This window comes from Ectobacillus sp. OTK, assembly GCF_059698935.1.
The window spans coordinates 3,076,990-3,096,189 of record NZ_AP048547.1; the positions used below are offsets into that span (position 1 = coordinate 3,076,990).

Sequence of the window (19,200 nt, forward strand, 5' to 3'; positions counted from 1 at the left end):
CAATGGAAGCAAGTACCTTTCTAGGACTGTTTTGGGGATGGATGATAGTTATTGTATCGGGAATACTTTTCGTACGTCCATCGGTACTACGTGAACTGAAAAAATTAGTGGTCGAAGACAGAGGATTTGGGATTATGTATGGCTTTCTATCGATTTTCCTAGGGTTAGGTACTGTTATCCTGCATAGTGTATGGGCACTCAACTGGCAGGGATTCATTACAGTCATTGCATGGCTCGCACTATTAAAGGGAATTTACATAATTGCATATCCTGAACCATCCAAGAAAACTAACTTTGAAGTACGGATATTATCTACGCGTATAGTACTTGCTATCATTGGTGCTTTGGCTTTATGGATGCTTGCAGTAATCTATATGAAATAATCTGTAATTCGAAATAGCGGCAAACAAGCCTCTAGCAGCAAGTAGAAAGGTTTATCCATTCATCTCCCTGCCACCAGAGGACGGGAGATTATAATACCTCCCAAACAGTGAATTTGACTAACACTAAACAACTTCTGATAACACGGATTATGTGAACACGAACACCCTCCTGCTCAACTAAAGACCATACTTTAGTAAGCTTAGCTGGAAGAAATATAGCCGAATATATAAACACTTTACTAATCATTAAAAGAAGTAAAAAACACATCTTTTAGGATAACTTTTGCTTTTTTTAAGCTGCGAGTATCGAGTTTTTTAAGCATGTTTATGATTTCATCCATTTCTTCCGAATCCATTGATGATTGCAGTTCTCTAATTAAAGCGTTAGAATCGTTTGTACGCCCTTCTTCCGTCTTTACAATTGGTCCCTCTTGAACTTCTAAACTAACCCATGAAGCATTCAAAGTATCCTCAAGGCATTGGATAAGAAAGCGTAATTGATTGGTATCATATCTTTGTAAGAACTGCCGGACCCCAATATTGATTTGACGATGGAGAGCTTCGTGCAAATGGAAAATTTCTTTGCCTAAGGAGGTAGTCCGAAAAAGTATTTCTTTTTTGTTTCCTGGAAGAAATTCTGTTCGAATGATTTGTTTTTCAACTAACTTTTTGGTGATTTTGGAAACACTTCCTTTGGGAATATCGAATTGTTTCGAAATCGTTATACCATTAACTGGTTCAAGTCGTCCAATAGCATCCAATACATGCAACATCATGAGCGTCATTTCTTTCAGCAATTGGATGATAACAGGATTTTTACAGTTTCGTATCATCCACTGTTTCTCTTCGTCATCTTCTGCTTGGAATTTCCTCTGCAATTTTGAAGTGGTATCTAATAGTGTCTTTATCAATACATCTTTATTAGAGTTGTTAAAACTAAAGGACTTTTCTGTAGAATCATTCATTATAATATCTCCTATCATTTTCTGCTGTGTCCAGTATAACAAGAAAAGACAGCTAAATAAAGTTTCCTTGAAACAATATTGACGAAATGGGAATAAGATGTTAATATTGTTTCCTAGAAACAATATTAGTTTTCAAGAAACATGATTAAGCCATTTCCAAACTTGGAGGGAAACAAATGAAGCTAAATCACTTGAATTTATGTGTAAATGATTTGTCAAAAGCGAGAGATTTTTTTGAAACATATTTTAATTTTAAGTTTTTGGAGCAAAAGGGAAAAGCTCTTATCGTTATGAGTGATAGAGATGGATTTATTCTCGCATTAAGTGATCCAAAAGCATTTAAAGGTGGGAAGGATGAACCATACCCGAAAGCATTTCATTTAGGTTTCTTAGTGGAATCCTCAAATGAAGTTGATCAGGTATATAATCGCTTAGTTGAAGGAGGAATTGAGATAGATAAAAAGCCTTACAAGATGAGAGGAAGTAGTTATGGCTTCTATTTTATGGCACTTAACGAATTGTTAATTGAGGTTTCTTGTCTTGACTACAGAAATGGCAAAAAAATCTCAACTGAATAATGTATCGTAACAAGTACAATTAGGGGCTTCGCTAACATTTCGGAATTTTTGTACGCTAAGCCTTTCCCAAAAATGATTTTAAGTCGTTTTAACGGAACTTTGATTTTGGGAATGAGTTTTGGTTCTAAAAACTAGCGATTTTCAGGACATTTTAAACTGGGCGATTCTTTGTTCCAAAAACGCACGTTACTGGTACTTTCCTTTCGTATCAAGGTTTGTAGCCTTAACGTACATTTTTTCCTAAATGTTGTCTGTACCTCAATTATACTATCAATAAGGGGTACACCGACAAAACGTCTTTGTCATTTTTAATAGCTACCGATAACACATGATTATGTGAACACAAAAGCCTTTCATGTCGCTTGACCGGAGGGCTTTTGGTAGTCTACTAAATACATTGAATTCCGATAATGTCGTGTTATGTAAACTTAACAAGTATGAAGTATGCATAATTTTTGCTCTTTTTTGGAAAAGTAAAATTATACCATTTATAAGAGAAAGCGTGGGAAAATGAGACATAATGAATCTTCTGGAAGTAGTAATCCTGAATTGTAAATAAGGAAGTGACCTGCGATGATTACTAGCTCCAAAGACCGTATTACGACACCTCAAGCAGCTGTTATCGTCATAAATTATGTACTTGGAACGGGGATTTTGACCTTGCCACGAACATCCACAGAGATGATTCAAACACCAGATAGCTGGCTAGCTGTGATTTTAGGTGGGTTGATCGCGATGATGGCAGGGATTATCCTAGTCAAATTAAGCCAACAGTTCTCAGGAAAAACCTTTTATCAATACAGCCAAGAAATTGTAGGGAAATGGGTGGGCGGGTTACTAAGTCTGCTAGTTATATGTTATTTTTTAATAATGTGTGGGTTTCATGCTCGTTCATTAGCAGAAGTAACAAATTTCTTTTTGTTGGAGGACACTCCATCCTGGGCGGTTTTGATGCCATTCATGTGGACGAGTCTCTATTTGATTATAGGCGGCATAAATCCGATTGCTCGTCTATTTGAAATAATCCTCCCCATTACGGTCGGCATTTTTTTGGTGATTACCTTTATGAGTTTCAAAATATTTGAGGTGGATAATTTGCGTCCGGTACTGGGGTTGGGGATCATACCAGTACTAAAAGGAATCAAAACAACAGCTCTCTCCTATACGGGTTTTGAAAGCATGTTAATTATAATAGCATTTATGAAACAGCCAAACAAAGCAATAAAAGCTGTTCTAGTTGGAATGTCCATCCCACTGATCTTTTACGTGATTACTGTCGTGATGGTCATTAGCGTGTTATCCATCGATGGAGTGATAATGCGAACCTGGCCGACACTTGAGCTTATACGAAGTTTTGAAATGCCTGGTCTGCTATTTGAACGATTTGAGTCTTTGTTATTCGCGATATGGATTATGCAAATGTTTACTTGTTTTACCTTTGGCCACTATGCTGCTTCTTTGGGGCTCGCGCAACTCTTTAAAAAGAACATTCATCTATTTATGTATGGCTTACTTCCGATTATTTACATCATTGCCATGACTCCAAAAAACATCAATGAAGTATTTAAACTCGGGGATATGATGGGCAATGTTGCGTTCTTTTTATTTGGTTTACAACCGCTGCTACTTTTGCTCATCTTGAGATTGAAAAAGAGGAAGCATGGAGTAAAATTATAACAATGTACGGTTTCTTTTGATTTCGCTGTTGCTTCTTTTGCTTCTATCTCTTACTGGGTGTTAAAACAACAAAATTGAAAAGACTTCATAGATTTCTAAACAGATCGACTTCCTATATCGAATCTTATGTAAACAAAATAGCCCCATTTGGGGTTATTTTTATTTCTATTGTGGGAACAGCAAAGATTTGTTAGTGCTGTCGCACCTTCACACAAATTAGGGGGGAGCCTTCTTAGCTAAAAATGATAAAAATGCAAAAAGGAGAGGCTATACCCTCTCCCGACTATCTATTCATGCAATTTGAACTTTTTGATTTCATCATCAAGCTGTTGAGACAAGTCCCTCAATCCGCTTGCATATCGTGTAAACTCATCCATAGTAGCAGAAATTTCTTCGGCAGAAGCAGATACTTGCTCCGTTCCAGAAGCTGTCTGTTGGGAAACTGCCGTGATACTGTCTAGCTCTTGTACGACTACATTTTTGTTCTCCTGGCTTTCTGTAACAGAATCTTTCACTTGCCCAACTTTTTGTACCAAGTTATTTACAGAAGATAAGATTTCCGTGAAGATTTCTTTCGTTTCTCCTACTACTTGTTCTTGTTCTCCTACGACTTGATTTGTTTTCTCCATAGCCTGCACTGCTTTTTGTACAACATCTTTAATATTCTCTACAATCTGCTGGATTTCAACAGCAGATGCTTTAGATTGTTCTGCTAGGTTACGCACTTCGTTAGCTACGACAGCAAATCCTCTGCCATGCTCTCCTGCTCTAGCAGATTCAATAGAAGCATTCAGTGATAATAGGTTTGTTTGATCAGTGATATTGGATATAGCTTCAAGAATAGTATTGATTTCTCCCATTCTGACTTCCACTTCTTTTACAATTTTTGTTACTTCGCTTGTAGAACCTTTTGTTTGAGCTGATTTTTCGGCTAAAAGAACAACTTGTTCTAATCCTTTGCGGCTGAGCTCAAAAGAGTTGTTAGAGACATCATTCATATCAGACGTGAAATGCGAAATACTATCGAGTTTATGAGAAAGCTCATTCATTTGGTCAGAGCTTGTTTGAATATTTTTTGCTTGCAAGACTGCCCCGCTTGCAATTTCACCAATAGCTTGTGCCACTTCTGAAACAGATGCCAGCGTTTCTTCTGTCATATCTGATAAAGAAGAAGATGTTTGCAAAACGGTTTTTGAGGATGTTTCAACTTTTTGCAATGCTCCTGATAGGTTTTCCATCATAACATTAAAACTATTTCCTAAATCTTCAAACTCGTCTTTTGATGTTACAGTTACCCTTGTTGTTAAATCTCCATCAGCTGCTTGCTCCAATGATTCTTGAACAATTTGAACATTTTTAGCAATTCTGCGACCAAATATATAGGCAATCGCCATAGAAGTCAATCCAAATACAACTATAAGAATAATAGCAATATCCTTAATTCCTTTTGAGGTATCTTCCACCTCCTGCTTTTCTAATGCCGCTACAATCTTCCAGCCTGTTTGTTCATTTGTATAGAAGGAAGAAAACTTTTCTTTTCCCTTATAAACATATTCACTGCGTCCTTGTTTTTTTGACTGTACATCTGTCCATAATGATAATTTGGTTAATTCTTTTGTCCCAATGATAGACGGATCTTTATGGGAGATAACTGTTCCATCGGAGGATAGAATAAAAGCATAACCTTTCTTTCCTACTACAATTCTATTCGTCGCTTCACTCAAATCATTGATATTAATATCCACTGCAAATACTCCGATGACTTTTCCATTGTCCACTACCGCCTGGGATATAGCGATCACCATTTTGTTTGTAACTGCATCTTTATATGGTTCATTTATAACGGGCTGTCCAATGTGTTGTACCGCATTCTTATACCAACTTCGCTGGGTAGGATCAAAACCTTCAGGTAACTTTTGTTTTTGAGAAATCATCATGTCTTTATTAGAAGCACCAAAATATACACTCAAATATTCCTTGCGACTTGATTGCATGCTGTCTAATAAAGCTTGCCTGTAGGCTTGATTCTCTGGCTTAGAAAAGTATTCCTTAAATTCTTGATTATCTGCCATTTGTTTAATTTGCCCCTCTACTCCTGACAAGTAGTAATCGATTCCACGATTCACTTCTGTTGTAATTTGGAGAGAAGATTGATTGATTTCTCTCGTTACCACATTCTCGGCGTAGAAAGCAGAAATGATTCCCAATATGATTGTTGGTATAAGAGCCAAAGCAGCCATACCCGCAATTAATTTTGTTTTTACACTATTCATCCTGAATCTTGATGTACGCTTCTTCGTTTGTTTAGCCATGTTTAACCTCTCATTCTATGTATATATTTTTTATATACACATGTTACATTATTTGAATATCGTTTCACAAGTATAAATTTTACCAGCACATGTAATTTTTCTATGATATGAAGCAGAGCAGGAACTTTGCTTCGCTCCTGCCATGACAATTCCACCTAAAACTCGTGTTTTCTTTCAAAAGAAGTAACGTTCAACAAGAATTTCCTTATCTCCTCCCAGACTATACATATAAAGTTATTTAGTGAAAAACGGAATCATTAAACAATAAAGCGCCAAAGGAAGCCACTGATACATTCAGTCTTGATACAAATAAGAACAGAACATTTTTCAATACTCTTTTGAATCACCGATATATTTAGTTTACATGTGCTATATTCACTTATGTCCATCCTATTATAGGGAATAGTATTACTAACAATATTTTCAGGAGGACTTATTATGCCGACAATTCCAGAACCAGCGCTAAAAGCATCTTGCTCCAGCGAATATGACAGGTTACTTAGAGTGATTTTATGCCAGCCTCAGTATATGACAATACGGGAAGTCATAAATGAAACTCAGAAACATTTTAAAGACGAAAATATTCACATTGCACTTGCTATGGAACAACACAAACAATTTGTTCAAACATTACGTGATCATAAGGTTGAAGTCATTCTTCTTCCTTCACTGAAAAAATATCCAGAACAAGTATTTACCCGGGATATCGGTTTTACGATTGGACAAAAGGTGTTTGTCGCTGAAATGGCAAGTCATATTAGACAAGGAGAAGAAGAATTATTGAAAGAATGGTTAGAAAAAGAACAAATCGTCTTTGATAACTTAAAAGAAGATCATATCGAAGGCGGTGATGTAATAATTGATCGTAACACCGTCTATGTAGGAATAAGTAATCGAACAAATAAAAAGGCAATCCATCATTTACAAACCTTGTTACCTGAGTACGAGGTAATTCCTATTCCTTTCACCGAAAAGTATTTACATCTGGATTGTGTATTTAATATTTTATCTCCCAATGAAGCATTAATTTTCCCTGGAGTCATTAATAAAAAAGAGACAGATTTGTTAGCATCCCGTTATGACTTGATTGAAGTAACAGAAGAGGAACAATTCACACTGGGGACGAATGTACTGTCAATCGGCAATAAAAAGGTGCTGAGCCTGCCAATCAATGAAAAGGTAAACAAACAGCTGCAAAACCGTGGATATACAGTCATCGAGGTAGACATTACAGAAATTATTAAATCTGGAGGTTCTTTTCGTTGTTGTACACTTCCAATTTTACGAGAGGAAACTTAATATTGAACTGCCCGCCACCTACTCGCTAACACTCCCTTTCCACAGGGGACTTCTGTTAGTCAAATGCGGGATTCTATACCTGCCTCTTGAGAGACGAAATATAGAGCCATTCAACAGGCTTCTCATAGAACAAATAGGCAGATCCCACACTTCCTGTAATGACTCTGAGACACAAAGCGGCTTTGTTCATTAGGGGAAGTGTGAGCTCTGCTTCTCTTTTTTCATCCTATACTTGCTGCTATGTTCTTGCACCAATGAATGCACCCACAGTTCTGGATCTCAATCCTCTGGTTTTCACGGCAAAATTGTGGTGACACAAGAACATTACATTTGGTGTCTCTTATAAACAGAGTCAGGCTTCTGGTTTCTTATGCCAAAACCGCCATTTACATCTTTAAGGTTTGAAGAATAGCTTGTTGTGTATTCATAATATGCCTTATGACACCTTCCTTGGTAGCATTAACATTTTTTGTTTTGAGCCCATCTAAGATAGCCTTATGCTCCTCCATCACTTCATTGAGTCGTCCCGGAAGTGACAAAGCACTCGTTCCATACCATTTAATCTGATCACTATATAGCTGAAGTAACCGGAGAAGGCGTTCATTCCCGCAAAGTTCTGCCATGTAAATATGTAAATCTCCCCCTGCGTTAATCTCAAATATTTCTTCCTCCTGTAAAGGAAGAAAAAATCGTTGTTCAATATCTTTTATGTGCTCATCCTTAATGACGGGAATTAATAAATCCACTACAAGCAACTCTAAAGCCAGCCGAATTTGCATGGTTTCTATAACATCTTTCTCTCTAATTACAGAAATTATAATCCCCTTTCTAGGAATGGAGCACAACCATCCCTCTAACTCCAATTGTAAAAGAGCTTCCCGAAGAGGAGTACGACTAATTCCAAGTTGCTCCGATAAATCTCGTTCAGACAGCATCTCTCCTGGATAAAAGACATGCGTGATAATGGCTTGTTTCAATTTTTGATAGGTTAATTCCTTATAAGATTGGGGTTTTTTAATTTTTTCCATACTCAAGTTCTTCACTCCTATATATTGACAAAGAATGGAATAAGGCAATATACTCTTCTATAACTGGTATACCACATACCAAATGACCTGTAAAGTAATACTAATAAGCTGCATATTTTCTTATTCCTCTAGTTACCAACCTTATGGTCAGCAATTGGAATTTATATTTATACAATGGGAGGGGGTTTTACATGGGGGTTCCAATTTGGAAAGCATCTTTGCATTCAGTAAAGAAAAAAAATACGTACCAACAATGGTTTAAAGCTGCTAATCGAATGTGGAAATCACATTGGACTGCTGATGTTTTATTGCTACTTGTCGCTCTTATTTGGGGAACAACATACGCAGCAACAAAAAGTGTGGTAGATACAGTTCCTGTACTTCAATTTTTATTTATACGCTTTACGCTTACTGTTCTATTCATGATTCCTTTTACCTTCCATGCTATACGCACCGCCAATCGCTCAACATGGATCAATGGAGGGATATTCGGACTGCTTCTTTTCGCCATATTTATGTTAGAAACCTTTGGCGTTGCATATACAACAGCCTCCAATGCTGGATTTATTATCAGCTTATGTGTTGTACTCGTCCCTATTATTGACAGTGTTATATATCGTAAACTTCCTAAGCTCTCTTTACTAGGTGCTGTGTTCATATCTATTCTAGGAACTGCTTTGCTAACATTAAAAGGAGGATACGGCTTTAATACGGGTGATGTTCTTATCCTTGGTGCCGCTATCTGTAGAGCTATTCACATGACGATTACGAAGAAATTAACAGAAGGTAAAAAACTAGATTCTGGTGCCTTAACGACAATACAACTATTTGTTGTTGCCATCGGTGCCGGAGGATTCTCTATTTTTCAGCATCCAATTTCTGTACCTTCTACATATTCCTTCTGGTTTACCACTGGTTATCTTGTGATCTTTGCAACTATTTTTGCCTTCTATATTCAGTTAACAATGATTCGCAGAACTTCCCCATCGCGGGTTGCTTTATTACTAAGCAGCGAACCACTGTTTGCCGCTATATTCTCTATCTTAATTATGGGGGAACATCTTTCAGTTCTTTCAATCACGGGTGGTATACTCATCATTAGCGGGATGTTATGGGGGAGAAGATTACAACTATAATTCAAAATTATTTGACCTTGTGTTCTTCCTCACAAAAGGTGCCTTTTCTATTTATCAGGAAGGTTATTCTGAGGAAGGGAGTTAGACAAAACCCAAAAAGTTTTCTTATCTTCTAAAAAAGGCATTCTTTATTAAAGAAACACACCCTTTAGCCTACAGAAGGATTTACGATCTAAAATTAACAAATTAAATATAAAAGCATTCCTTTGTATTGGAATGCTTTTATGTGTTCTAATCATCTTCTTGACGAAAAACCAATCGATTGCTGAGACCACCTTGGTCGATATATAATCCAAAGAACAACTTTTTAAGGGAATGAGGGAATTCCTGCACGGGAAACCTCCAAAATGAGCGGAAAGCTCCTTTCCCTTTTTATTTTGTTTCCTGATTAATTACAGTACGGGTTGCTACTGTCATTGTTTCCCCAAGTTGAGAACTCTTTGGATTTCCTTCAATACACTTACTTATCATTTTCATTTCGTTGTCTTTTCATTACGTTATTTACCAGGTTTTGCGTTGCATCTCGGGTTAATTCAGCCGTATTTTCGATAGCGGCCTGTACATAATTTGTTGCCGATTGAACCCCATTTTTAAAGATTTCCGTTTTGTTTTCCACGATATTATTTGGGGGTTGAGTACTATTAGACATTGTTTATACCTCCACATATTGATTTACATTTTATATTGTCATCAATACCGGAAAAATATGCAGCTGATAAAATTCTTAAGTTAAAATGCAGAAACTTTAATAAAAATATTTAATCCCAGGTCCGCTCTTCATTGAAAACTCCTCTCCTGAAGAACTAACCAAGGACTATACATTATGATGTATATAAATTCTTAAAAATTTTTATTGTATTAAAAAAAGGCTCATTATAACTACCATCTTCCTGAATAGTCCAACATGTTGCTAGAACAGCATGCGCAACCCCCCATGAGAGAATTCTTTTTTTGTCTAAGTTCAGTTCTTCTACAAATATGTTAATACGCTTCTCAATCACTGCTGCTGCATTTTCATTTGGCAATTTATTTAGTAAAAATTGAATGACATCATATTCCCTATCCCCGATTAACCCTTTAGGGTCAATCGCCAACCAGGGTTCCCTGCTAGCCATTAGAATATTGTAATGATGGAAATCACCATGAAGTAAAAATCGTTTGTTCAGCATACCATTCATTGATTTTTCCCTAAAGGGACTTCCTTTGCACTCGATAGAGAATTTTCTATAATTTTCGTTAAGCAAACCTTCTCTCTTTGTTCACTTAAAAATCCTTATGTTCCTACATATTGTGTCGTTTATGCAAAATACAATATATAATACCAATAGACCTTTCTAAACACTTAAACATAACAAAAAAGGCTTCAGAGGAAATAGAAGCTCTTTTATTTTCACTCAGGGGAGGAAACTGGATGAGGGAACTTGTCGGAAAATGCAAATGCTGCCAAAAGGATGTTTATTGCTTGGATGGATTTTTGAATGGAGTTATTTTAGAGCAAGGGGAAATTCTTTGTTTTTCCTGTCAGGATAGAGAGGAACTAACTCGCTTGCTGCACCCGGAAAAGAAATAAATCTACAAAAAGATGTGCAGCATAAGGACATAGAAAGTCGTTCTTTTGAATAATAAGAAGCAAAAAAGACTCCTTTTCACGGAGCCTCAATGCTGTTTTTCATCTTCCAATTCGTGTCTCATGCCTTCAATAGCTTCTTCTCTGCGTTCGTTCTTTGCTTGGATTTGTGCTTTGATGGTTGGACTTTCAGTATTTCTCATGGTTTCTTGCGCTTTCCCCATATTTTCTTCTGTGTTATGGATATGCTGCGCAAGATGAGCCGCGTTATCTGCACGATTGTCTGGATTTGTACGCTGTTCCATATAAAACCCTCCTTTCCTTTTGTAACGCTTGTATTATGTGCTAAGTTTATTAGGATTATGTGTCTATGGATGAAAAACCTCTGTCTTAAAGTGCGCACTTGGTTCCATCTTTTCTAGAAACATTGGTCATTATTTATAATCACCTGTTTTTACTCATACACAATTGTTTTACCTAAGGAAAGGAGGATTCGGTCTAATATAATGGTTTTACGTAAGCAATTGGTCAACTTTCAAACCGTTAATTGCTTTCTTCGTCGCTGTTATCCTTCTCTTCACTATTAAACCAAAGCGGATCTTCATTATCGACATCACCATTATAGTTAATTAATATCTCTTCACCCGCTTTTATATCTGTGTAAGCGTAGAAGTCAAACGTATGATTATCAAAGTTAATATCGTACACGGCATTCGGCTTATATGAATGGTTAAACAGCATGCCATATCCTAAAAGGATAGCCGAATGATTTTTACCGTATTCAAATGCATAATCGGCAAGTATTGTTTTCTCTATAAAAACATGCTCGTTATTCGGATAAGCAATGACTGGCGCTTCATGAATAAGCTCACCTTTTTTTATATCGCGTGTCGCAAATACTCCTCTATTAAAATCCCCGTCGCTAAGTGTAGAAGCCTTGATCTCAATCATGTTAGTCACCTATATATCCTTTTCTATGAATTGCTTTGTTTTCTTAAGTTTGCCATTTGTCAAAGAGGAAAGCAACTGTTTGAATTCATTAATGTAAAAAATTGCGTTAGTAAGCGTCTCTTAGGGTTCACCCTATGCATAGGTCTGTGCGGATTAATAAAGTTTCTCCATAAAAATAAATATCGTATTTTCCCTAGCTAATCTTTCTGTTTTGAAGCTCTTGTATCCTATCTTTTCATAAAACGAAATATTTCTCTTGCTCTCACTTCCAGTAAATAATTCATATCGAACATTGGTAAACATACTCTCGATTGCTTTCATTAACTCCTTACCGATACCTCTGTTTTGGAAATCAGGATGAACCATTAGTTTACTTACATAACATGTTCCATTTTTTTCACGAGCTCTTACAGATCCAATTGCTTTATCTTCATATACATACTTCAAAATTAGGTTATTATCGAATTCCTTCTCTAGTTCCTCCAGCGTTTGTGTCAAGGGCTGGATATTATAATCTCCTGCTAATTCAGCTTCGCTTATGAAGGCCAACTTTTGTAAATCCGCAGCATCTGCAACAGCAGCCTCTACAATTTTATTCATTAACTTGTCCTCCGGTTATTTCAATATTTTAGAATACAATAACATTCGTTATTCTTCAGGAAGAAAAAACATCGCTATTCTTCGATCCATAAATAAATCTCCCTTTTTTCATCAAGCGAATAAAGAACTATCATTCTATGAAGCTACATCTCATTCTCGCCATGACTTTTAGGCCTTTATAGAAAGGAACTTCATTAAATCTCTATAACCCCTTCCTTTTTTATGTAATTGATTTATATTTTAACATATATTCCTTCTTGTATAGTTAAGAAAGCAAAAACAAAAAAACGGTTAGGACGCGACCTAACCGAAATTCGTCTGAATCTTATTGTTGATCTAAGGACTGACAAGCCAAATCGCTATTCTACATTGCTATGCATACGAAAAGCATCGCTATGTGCTATCTTTTGCAGCGCAGCATAACGCAGGCAGATTGTATCAAAAATAATATGCATGCATTGATCGAATAATGAGCCTAACGGCTGAATGCTTTTCATTTCATCCTGACGGCGGTATTTCGTGGCAGCCGGTACGTGGATAGGCAAAGATGCATAAGAAGCCAACTCGGACTCTAAATTCGTTGTAAATACAATTACACGACAGCCGCATTCCTTTGCTTTCTCTGCAGCCCAGGACACACTTTTCGTTTTCCCCGAACCCGACACGGCAATAAGAATATCACCTTCCCCAATGGCGGGAGTAATGGTTTCTCCCATTACAAATACATGTGCCCCCAAATGCATAAGACGCATCGCAAATGATTTAGCCATCAACCCAGAACGCCCTTCCCCTATAACAAAAATACGTGCGTGCTCCTGCAGCACTCTGCTTGCATCCTCAATTACATTTGGATCTACTAGACCTAAAACCTCTTGAATTTCATTTAAAATGTTTTTTGTATCGTTATGCATGTGCTTTCTCCTCTATCGATAAAATGTACTCTTTTATTTTCTTTGCTGCTTCTGTCGGATTAGCAGCCTTCGTAATGGCGGAGCCAATAATAACAACCGTTGGTGACAGCTCTGCTAGCATATCAAGTGAATCTAATGAAATACCGCCAGCGACAGCACATTCTACAGACGAATGTTTCAAGATACCTGTATGCATACTTGTCTGCTTTCCCGCAATCTCTTGTTGATCCTTGCTAACATGCTCGCAAAAAATCGCTGCAGAGTATTGCTGTAGTCGTTGTATATGCTCCTCATTTGTGTTCAATAAATCTACCATCACTCTCTTCCCGTATTTGGCGGCTTCGTGTAAGCATGTTTCAATCGTAACAAGAGGCGCAACTCCCATGACTGTTGCTATATCAGCTCCTGCCTCAAAGCATAGCTGAAACTCGTATTTCGCATTATCGATGGTTTTGATATCAGCAACTATTACTTTATTCGGAAAAGCTTCCTTCAAAGCCCGAATACTATTGATCCCAAATTCTTTAATTAAAGAGGTCCCTACCTCAATCCAATCTATATAGTCTTGTACCTTTCCTGTTATTTCAAGTGCTTCTTCTATCGTCATCCGATCAAGTGCTAATTGTATCTTCACCTTAACTCTCCTTACTAAACCGATTTAGTAAAATATGAAAAAGAAATACGGCCCTTCTGTTAGGAGGACTATTGTCCACCTACAGAAGATTCACGTATAATCAGCTCACACGGAAATGTATATAGCTCAGGCTCCAGCGCTTCTTGCTTAATTTGCCGAATAAGCAGCTCTGATGCCCGTTTCCCGATTTCGTATGCAGGCTGAGCAATCGTTGTGATCGTCGGTGTAGCAATATCAGCAAATGGGATATTGTCAAATACAACGACTGCCAGCTCCTCTGGGATCCGAATCCGCTTTCTCTTGATAAACGCCATCGCCTCAAAAAATGATAAATCATTCGCTGCTACTAAAGCTGTGGGTTTTTCTGCAAGAGAAAACATGTTTTCCAGCTCGAAAGAAATAGATTTAATCTCCACAGATTTCATATAATTTTCGTTTAAAGGAATACCATGCTGCTCTAATGCCTGTTTATATCCGGCTAACCGCTCTTTACGAGGATGAGTTGTTAGCGGCGGAGTGACAATTGCTATATTTCGATGTCCATTTCCAATCAAATGCGACACTGCCTCGCAGGTTGCTTCCCTATTGTTCACTACAACGGTATCAATATGGACGCCATCCACTTTTCGATCTACAAACACAACCGGATATCGTTCTTGCTCCATCTGTGTATACAGCTCTGTATTTCCGCCAGTCGGAAAAATAATTAAACCGTCGACCTGCCTTGCCCGCAGCATTTCAATATATTTCTTTTCCTTACTTGGATTATCATCAGCATTACAAACAATCGCATGCATATCATGCTCATGGCAATAGTCCTCAATAGCTCTGCTTACTTCAGTAGATACACGATGCATAATATTAGCGACAATGATGCCAATCATATATGTCCGTTTTTGCTTCAGGCTTCTCGCTACATAGTTCGGACGATAGCCTAACAGCTCTATCGCTCGTTTGATTTTCTCCTTTGTTTCCTCACCCATGTATTCATAACGCTCATTTAAAAATTGAGACACGGTGCTTTTAGAGACCCCCGCCTCTTTGGCTACGTCAGCCATTGTCACTGTCTTCATATATACCTCTTCCTCTTAACTGAAATATTGTCTATAGCCATTGTAGCAGTTATATATGGCATTATCTAGCTGCCCAGCACGAGGAGCAGGCGGGTCATTGTTGTACCATTTGCTTAGCGGCATCAACTTGTTCCAGAAAACATCGAGCCCTCTCTGTCAGACGAAGCAAAGATGCTGAATCTATCTCCTGCTTTGCACTTACTAGGGTACTGCCCACTCCTAATGCAACGGCGCCAGCTTCTATATATTCTTTGGCATTCCCAAGATGAATACCTCCTGTCGGCATGAGTAGAATGTGCGGAAGCGGTCCAGCCACTGTTCTGAGATACTCCGGTCCGAGAATGTTAGCTGGAAACACCTTTATAAGATCAGCCCCAGCCTCATAAGCCTGAAGAATCTCAGTTGGTGTCATCGCACCAGGAACACTTATCACACCATATCGTTTTGTCATGACAATGGTTTCCTTATTTACGGTTGGAGAAAAAATAAATTGTGCTCCTGATAAAATAGCTGCTCTTGCTGTTTCCGCATCTAATACAGTACCCGCCCCTACTAAAACATCCTGTGCAAATTCCATCCGCAGCCTTTCAATAATTTGCAGCGCCTTCGGTGTTTCCATCGTAATCTCCAGGGCCGTTACACCGCCTAGGCGCAATGCCTGTGCAATTGGAACAATCGTATTCATTGCCGCATTCCGAATTACCGCAACAATTTTCCGTTTCTTTATTTCATAGATGGGCATCCATTCTCCCCCTTAGACAGATTCATTTTCACTTTCCGCTCAATATTTTATTTTTGTATAAAGAAATCAAATACACTAAGAACATCTTTGATCATCTAGGATATAGATGATCAAAGATGAGAAGATACTTCTGTACCGAAATCAATATTCTATAGTATAATACTAGATAGGTAGTGTTTTATTTATTTTGGTGCTTGGTGAATGCCGGTTCATCAAGCACTTTTTTCTGCTGTTTTTTTCGCTTTTGCTGCGCCAGATCCTTTTACTGCAATAAGCGTTAAGAAAGCTGAAAGGAATAAGGAACCTGCCATGAATATATAAGAGGCACCAAATCCGCCTGTTGCTCCGTTTAAATATCCTACAATATATGATCCTACAAACGATCCTAAAGCTCCCATACTATTAATTAAAGCCATCGCTCCGCCTGCTACATTACGCGGCAAAATCTCTGGGATAATAGCAAAGAATGGTCCATATGGTGCATACATGGCTCCGCCTGCAATAATCAGAAGGATGAAAGACAGCCAGAAATTGCTTGTTCCAACAATATAAGATGCCGAAAATGCCAAAGCGCCAATGAAAAGGAATGTCCAAACAAAGCCAGAACGATTTAATGTTTTATCAGAGAAATAAGAAGATACTAGCATTAAAATAACTGCTAATACATACGGAACAGATGAAAGCCAGCCGGTTTTCACAATATCCATATCAGGTGCTGCTTTAATAATAGAAGGCAGCCACATCACGAATCCATATACACCAATGCTCCATAGCGCATATTGCAAGCTTAGCAAAATAACTGTTTTTGATTTAAATGCTTCCGCATAGTTTTTTACAGGCTTTAAGCCCTGCTGTTCTTTCTCCATTTGCTCCTGCAGCTGTTGTTTTTCTCTATCTGTTAACCATTTCGCATCCTTCGGTTGATCATTTACAACTTTCCACCAAATAAATGCCCAAAGTACAGCTGGAAGCCCCTCAATAATAAACATCCATCTCCATCCCACAGACTCGACTAGATAGCCTGATACAATAGACATCCATAATACTGTTACCGGATTCCCTAGAATCAAAAATGTATTTGCGCGAGACCGCTCTGCTTTCGTAAACCAATGACTTAAAAATACAAGCATAGAAGGCATGACAGCGCTTTCTACAACACCTAATGTGAAACGGATAACCATAAGCCATTTTACATCACTGACCATGCCGGTTGCAGTGGCCAAACCGCCCCAAAGAATTAAAGACCAAAAGATAAGCTTTTTTGCGCTCTTATTTTCCGCATAATGAGCACCAGGAATTTGGAAAAAGAAATAACCTAGGAAAAACAATGACCCAAGGAGTGAAGACATAGAAGCTGTAATATGCAAATCCTTCGCCAGACCGGCTGCAGCTCCAAAGCCATAGTTGGCACGATCTAGATAAGCTAAGCTATATGTGATAAAAGCAATCGGAATCAAACGATACCAACGTGATTTTGCAATTGTATTTTGCATATTATCTCACCCCTGTTAGAATTTGTTTTATAAACGCTTCTAATCTCTCCCGGCTCGGATAACCGTCGCTGTCTCCAGCTGCCTGAACTGCAAGCGCACCAATTGCGTTCCCGCGTGCAACAGCTTCCGCCTCCGAAAGCCCCTCCAACAAAGCACTAACAACTCCTACAGCAAAGCCGTCACCAGCACCGACTGTATCAACAACCTGCTCTACTCTATACCCATCCACTATCCCTTCTTCCTGCGCCGTTTTATAAAACGCCCCCTTTTCACCAAGCTTGATAACGATCAGCTTTACCCCCTTTTCCAGGTAAAACGCTGCAATATCTTCTGCCTTTTCATATCCTGTTAAAGTTCTTCCCTCCCCAATGCCTGGAAGCACATAATCACTTTGAAAAGCGATTTGATTCGTAACCTGGATCATCTCTTCTTGCGAATTCCATAGAGATGGTCTCAAATTCGGATCAAAGGAAACAGTTTTTCCTGCTTTCTTCATAAAATAAAGTGCATGCTTGGCAAATTCTCTCGTATGAGAGGAAAGTGCGAGCGGAATCCCTGACATGTGCAGATGTCTGGCTGACAGAAAATACTCCTCATTAAAATCCTCAACACTTAAATAACTCGCTGCAGAGCCCTTCCTAAAATACTGCACCTCTGGATCTCCCTTTGTTACCTTCGATTTTAACTGAAAGCCTGTCGGAAATCGGGAATCAACTAAAACCTGATCAATATTAACACGTTCATTTCGCAAAGCTTGCATAATATACTTTCCAAGAGCATCATCTCCAACCTTGCTAACCCAACCTGCCTGCAGTCCTAATCTTGAAAATCCAATTGCTGTATTCATCTCTGCTCCAGCCAGCGACCTAGTATAATGCTGCACCTCATGCAACGGTCCTGTTTGATTAGCAATAAACATCGCCATCGCTTCTCCAAATGTTACTACATCAAGTTTTGTCATATTGCCTCTCCTTGCTTTTCCTGTTCTTTTATTGTGTCTATATAGCGCTGCGTCATCTCCCCAGCTGTAAGCGGAAACTCTAAAGCTACCCAGGTGCTGTCAGGGAGCTGACTTAAGATGGTTCTCCACTCCGCCCCCGCATCAAGCGGCAAAGGCAACGTTACAAGCGATTCTTCCTTCTTCTCTACATGCTTCAGATGTACATATACCGTATAAGGAAGCAAAACTTCTAATGCTTCGTACACGTCCTCCCTCGTATACGTCCAATTCCCAACATCAAAGGTCATCCTTACAGGTATACCAGAAGTAGAAGCGTTTTCAAAAAAGTCTACCAAACGGTTGATGCTGCCGCCGTGCATTGTTTGGTCGTTTTCTACAAGCAGCATGCAATCAGCATACTCCTCCCATACCTCACTCAACTCCTGCAGGCAAGAAATTCCGTTTTGAAAATGTCCTAATGGAAACTTAATCATGCTTGCACCGAGTTCCTTTGCTTCATATAACGCCAACGTTACAAGGTCATAATTAAAACGGCCATCCTCTTTCCATAATTCAATTGGAACAGAGTAGATAGCAAATAAGTGTTGAAAGCTAATATAGCTTCTTAACCTCGAAAAAGAAATTGCCTCAAGCGGCAATAACTCCCGGCGAATTTCTACTCCATCTGCACCTGCCTTTGCAATAGCGGAGATCAGCTCCTCCTGTTCTAATTCTGTCATCCTGTCTGATTTGTAGGCATTTAACGGTATTATAACTTTTTTCAATTCACACCCTCCCTCCTTTTTCATAAACCGGTTTAGTAAAACGGTTTAGTTAGATTATAATTCTATGAAAACGCTTTTTCAATAGCGAATTTTAAAAAATAGTAAAAAGATGATAAACTCTTTATC

The 19,200-nt window shown here is 38.3% G+C and carries 21 protein-coding genes; 6 read left to right on the forward strand and 15 right to left on the reverse strand.

The genetic code is table 11. The features are described 5' to 3' along the window. Positions 1–2: 2 nt before the first annotated feature. Positions 3–383, forward strand: coding sequence for a hypothetical protein (locus AC6HZ4_RS15410; protein ID WP_497490473.1), 381 nt, complete (start codon positions 3–5; stop codon positions 381–383). A gap of 239 nt (positions 384–622) precedes the next feature. Here AC6HZ4_RS15410 and AC6HZ4_RS15415 read toward each other — a convergent pair whose 3' ends face one another. Then, entirely contained in the window at positions 623–1,348 is a 726-nt protein-coding gene (locus AC6HZ4_RS15415; RefSeq protein ID WP_497490475.1) for a MarR family transcriptional regulator, read from the reverse strand. Between the two features lie 176 nt (positions 1,349–1,524). Here AC6HZ4_RS15415 and AC6HZ4_RS15420 point away from each other — a divergent pair, with 176 nt between their 5' ends. Beyond that, positions 1,525–1,926, forward strand: coding sequence for a VOC family protein (locus AC6HZ4_RS15420; protein WP_497490476.1), 402 nt, complete (start codon positions 1,525–1,527; stop codon positions 1,924–1,926). Between the two features lie 573 nt (positions 1,927–2,499). Beyond that, complete coding sequence (locus AC6HZ4_RS15425) at positions 2,500–3,603, forward strand: spore germination protein (protein ID WP_497490477.1); 1,104 nt, start codon at positions 2,500–2,502, stop codon at positions 3,601–3,603. Between the two features lie 287 nt (positions 3,604–3,890). Here the strand turns inward: AC6HZ4_RS15425 and AC6HZ4_RS15430 are convergent, their stop codons facing one another. Next, complete coding sequence (locus AC6HZ4_RS15430) at positions 3,891–5,915, reverse strand: methyl-accepting chemotaxis protein (protein WP_497490479.1); 2,025 nt, start codon at positions 5,913–5,915, stop codon at positions 3,891–3,893. Between the two features lie 438 nt (positions 5,916–6,353). Here AC6HZ4_RS15430 and AC6HZ4_RS15435 point away from each other — a divergent pair, with 438 nt between their 5' ends. After that, a complete protein-coding gene (locus AC6HZ4_RS15435) occupies positions 6,354–7,214 on the forward strand; it encodes a dimethylarginine dimethylaminohydrolase family protein (RefSeq protein ID WP_497490480.1) in 861 nt (286 codons plus the stop codon). Between the two features lie 386 nt (positions 7,215–7,600). On the opposite strand, the gene AC6HZ4_RS15440 is transcribed toward AC6HZ4_RS15435, so the two are convergent. Continuing rightward, positions 7,601–8,242: a GntR family transcriptional regulator gene (locus AC6HZ4_RS15440; RefSeq protein WP_497495732.1), complete on the reverse strand. Its 642-nt coding sequence runs from the start codon at positions 8,240–8,242 to the stop codon at positions 7,601–7,603. Positions 8,243–8,433: 191 nt separating this feature from the next. On the opposite strand from AC6HZ4_RS15440, the gene AC6HZ4_RS15445 reads away from it, so the two are divergent. Further along, a complete protein-coding gene (locus tag AC6HZ4_RS15445; RefSeq protein WP_497490482.1) occupies positions 8,434–9,378 on the forward strand; it encodes a DMT family transporter in 945 nt (314 codons plus the stop codon). A 460-nt stretch (positions 9,379–9,838) separates the two neighbouring features. Here AC6HZ4_RS15445 and AC6HZ4_RS15450 read toward each other — a convergent pair whose 3' ends face one another. Continuing rightward, positions 9,839–10,027, reverse strand: coding sequence for a hypothetical protein (locus AC6HZ4_RS15450; protein WP_497490483.1), 189 nt, complete (start codon positions 10,025–10,027; stop codon positions 9,839–9,841). Positions 10,028–10,199: 172 nt separating this feature from the next. Beyond that, positions 10,200–10,556 carry an aminoglycoside phosphotransferase family protein gene (locus AC6HZ4_RS15455; RefSeq protein WP_497490485.1) on the reverse strand — a complete coding sequence of 119 codons (357 nt, stop codon included), beginning with the start codon at positions 10,554–10,556 and terminating at the stop codon, positions 10,200–10,202. 233 nt (positions 10,557–10,789) lie between these two features. Between AC6HZ4_RS15455 and AC6HZ4_RS15460 the strand changes: the two genes are divergently transcribed. Beyond that, a complete protein-coding gene (locus AC6HZ4_RS15460) occupies positions 10,790–10,948 on the forward strand; it encodes a hypothetical protein (RefSeq protein WP_497490487.1) in 159 nt (52 codons plus the stop codon). 86 nt (positions 10,949–11,034) lie between these two features. Here AC6HZ4_RS15460 and AC6HZ4_RS15465 read toward each other — a convergent pair whose 3' ends face one another. The 10 genes from AC6HZ4_RS15465 to AC6HZ4_RS15510 all read right to left on the reverse strand — a co-directional run bounded on the left by AC6HZ4_RS15465 (position 11,035) and on the right by AC6HZ4_RS15510 (position 19,074). Next, a complete protein-coding gene (locus tag AC6HZ4_RS15465) occupies positions 11,035–11,250 on the reverse strand; it encodes a small acid-soluble spore protein Tlp (protein ID WP_497490488.1) in 216 nt (71 codons plus the stop codon). A gap of 238 nt (positions 11,251–11,488) precedes the next feature. After that, a complete protein-coding gene (locus AC6HZ4_RS15470; RefSeq protein ID WP_497490489.1) occupies positions 11,489–11,896 on the reverse strand; it encodes an SET domain-containing protein in 408 nt (135 codons plus the stop codon). A gap of 153 nt (positions 11,897–12,049) precedes the next feature. Next, positions 12,050–12,496 (reverse strand): GNAT family N-acetyltransferase, encoded by a 447-nt coding sequence (locus AC6HZ4_RS15475; RefSeq protein WP_497490490.1) that lies wholly within the window; start codon positions 12,494–12,496, stop codon positions 12,050–12,052. A 359-nt stretch (positions 12,497–12,855) separates the two neighbouring features. Then, positions 12,856–13,407 (reverse strand): 6-phospho-3-hexuloisomerase, encoded by a 552-nt coding sequence (gene hxlB / locus AC6HZ4_RS15480; RefSeq protein ID WP_497490492.1) that lies wholly within the window; start codon positions 13,405–13,407, stop codon positions 12,856–12,858. Further along, complete coding sequence (hxlA, locus tag AC6HZ4_RS15485) at positions 13,400–14,041, reverse strand: 3-hexulose-6-phosphate synthase (RefSeq protein ID WP_497490493.1); 642 nt, start codon at positions 14,039–14,041, stop codon at positions 13,400–13,402. The genes hxlB and hxlA overlap by 8 nt, the downstream gene beginning before the upstream one ends. Positions 14,042–14,109: 68 nt before the next feature. Continuing rightward, a complete protein-coding gene (locus tag AC6HZ4_RS15490; protein ID WP_497490494.1) occupies positions 14,110–15,114 on the reverse strand; it encodes a LacI family DNA-binding transcriptional regulator in 1,005 nt (334 codons plus the stop codon). 94 nt (positions 15,115–15,208) lie between these two features. Continuing rightward, positions 15,209–15,856 (reverse strand): bifunctional 4-hydroxy-2-oxoglutarate aldolase/2-dehydro-3-deoxy-phosphogluconate aldolase, encoded by a 648-nt coding sequence (locus AC6HZ4_RS15495; RefSeq protein ID WP_497490495.1) that lies wholly within the window; start codon positions 15,854–15,856, stop codon positions 15,209–15,211. A 212-nt stretch (positions 15,857–16,068) separates the two neighbouring features. Further along, positions 16,069–17,349, reverse strand: a complete 1,281-nt coding sequence (locus tag AC6HZ4_RS15500; RefSeq protein ID WP_497490496.1) for an MFS transporter — start codon at positions 17,347–17,349, stop codon at positions 16,069–16,071. A gap of 1 nt (position 17,350) precedes the next feature. Further along, positions 17,351–18,310, reverse strand: coding sequence for a sugar kinase (locus AC6HZ4_RS15505; protein WP_497490497.1), 960 nt, complete (start codon positions 18,308–18,310; stop codon positions 17,351–17,353). Then, entirely contained in the window at positions 18,307–19,074 is a 768-nt protein-coding gene (locus AC6HZ4_RS15510) for a sugar phosphate isomerase/epimerase family protein (RefSeq protein ID WP_497490498.1), read from the reverse strand. Before AC6HZ4_RS15510 ends, AC6HZ4_RS15505 begins: the two co-directional genes overlap by 4 nt. Positions 19,075–19,200: the final 126 nt, after the last annotated feature.

Bases quoted from the DNA above. Each gene is read 5' to 3' on its own strand.
- AC6HZ4_RS15430 (WP_497490479.1), bottom strand. From the start codon at position 5,915: ATGGCTAAACAAACGAAGAAGCGTACATCAAGATTCAGGATGAATAGT.
- AC6HZ4_RS15505 (WP_497490497.1), bottom strand. From the start codon at position 18,310: ATGACAAAACTTGATGTAGTAACATTTGGAGAAGCGATGGCGATGTTT.
- AC6HZ4_RS15465 (WP_497490488.1), bottom strand. From the start codon at position 11,250: ATGGAACAGCGTACAAATCCAGACAATCGTGCAGATAACGCGGCTCAT.
- AC6HZ4_RS15500 (WP_497490496.1), bottom strand. From the start codon at position 17,349: ATGCAAAATACAATTGCAAAATCACGTTGGTATCGTTTGATTCCGATT.
- AC6HZ4_RS15450 (WP_497490483.1), bottom strand. From the start codon at position 10,027: ATGTCTAATAGTACTCAACCCCCAAATAATATCGTGGAAAACAAAACG.
- AC6HZ4_RS15470 (WP_497490489.1), bottom strand. From the start codon at position 11,896: ATGATTGAGATCAAGGCTTCTACACTTAGCGACGGGGATTTTAATAGA.
- AC6HZ4_RS15445 (WP_497490482.1), top strand. From the start codon at position 8,434: ATGGGGGTTCCAATTTGGAAAGCATCTTTGCATTCAGTAAAGAAAAAA.
- AC6HZ4_RS15440 (WP_497495732.1), bottom strand. From the start codon at position 8,242: ATGGAAAAAATTAAAAAACCCCAATCTTATAAGGAATTAACCTATCAA.
- hxlB (WP_497490492.1), bottom strand. From the start codon at position 13,407: ATGCATAACGATACAAAAAACATTTTAAATGAAATTCAAGAGGTTTTA.
- AC6HZ4_RS15495 (WP_497490495.1), bottom strand. From the start codon at position 15,856: ATGCCCATCTATGAAATAAAGAAACGGAAAATTGTTGCGGTAATTCGG.
- AC6HZ4_RS15455 (WP_497490485.1), bottom strand. From the start codon at position 10,556: ATGAATGGTATGCTGAACAAACGATTTTTACTTCATGGTGATTTCCAT.
- AC6HZ4_RS15415 (WP_497490475.1), bottom strand. From the start codon at position 1,348: ATGAATGATTCTACAGAAAAGTCCTTTAGTTTTAACAACTCTAATAAA.
- AC6HZ4_RS15475 (WP_497490490.1), bottom strand. From the start codon at position 12,496: ATGAATAAAATTGTAGAGGCTGCTGTTGCAGATGCTGCGGATTTACAA.
- AC6HZ4_RS15420 (WP_497490476.1), top strand. From the start codon at position 1,525: ATGAAGCTAAATCACTTGAATTTATGTGTAAATGATTTGTCAAAAGCG.
- AC6HZ4_RS15490 (WP_497490494.1), bottom strand. From the start codon at position 15,114: ATGAAGACAGTGACAATGGCTGACGTAGCCAAAGAGGCGGGGGTCTCT.
- AC6HZ4_RS15435 (WP_497490480.1), top strand. From the start codon at position 6,354: ATGCCGACAATTCCAGAACCAGCGCTAAAAGCATCTTGCTCCAGCGAA.
- AC6HZ4_RS15410 (WP_497490473.1), top strand. From the start codon at position 3: ATGGAAGCAAGTACCTTTCTAGGACTGTTTTGGGGATGGATGATAGTT.
- AC6HZ4_RS15425 (WP_497490477.1), top strand. From the start codon at position 2,500: ATGATTACTAGCTCCAAAGACCGTATTACGACACCTCAAGCAGCTGTT.
- AC6HZ4_RS15460 (WP_497490487.1), top strand. From the start codon at position 10,790: ATGAGGGAACTTGTCGGAAAATGCAAATGCTGCCAAAAGGATGTTTAT.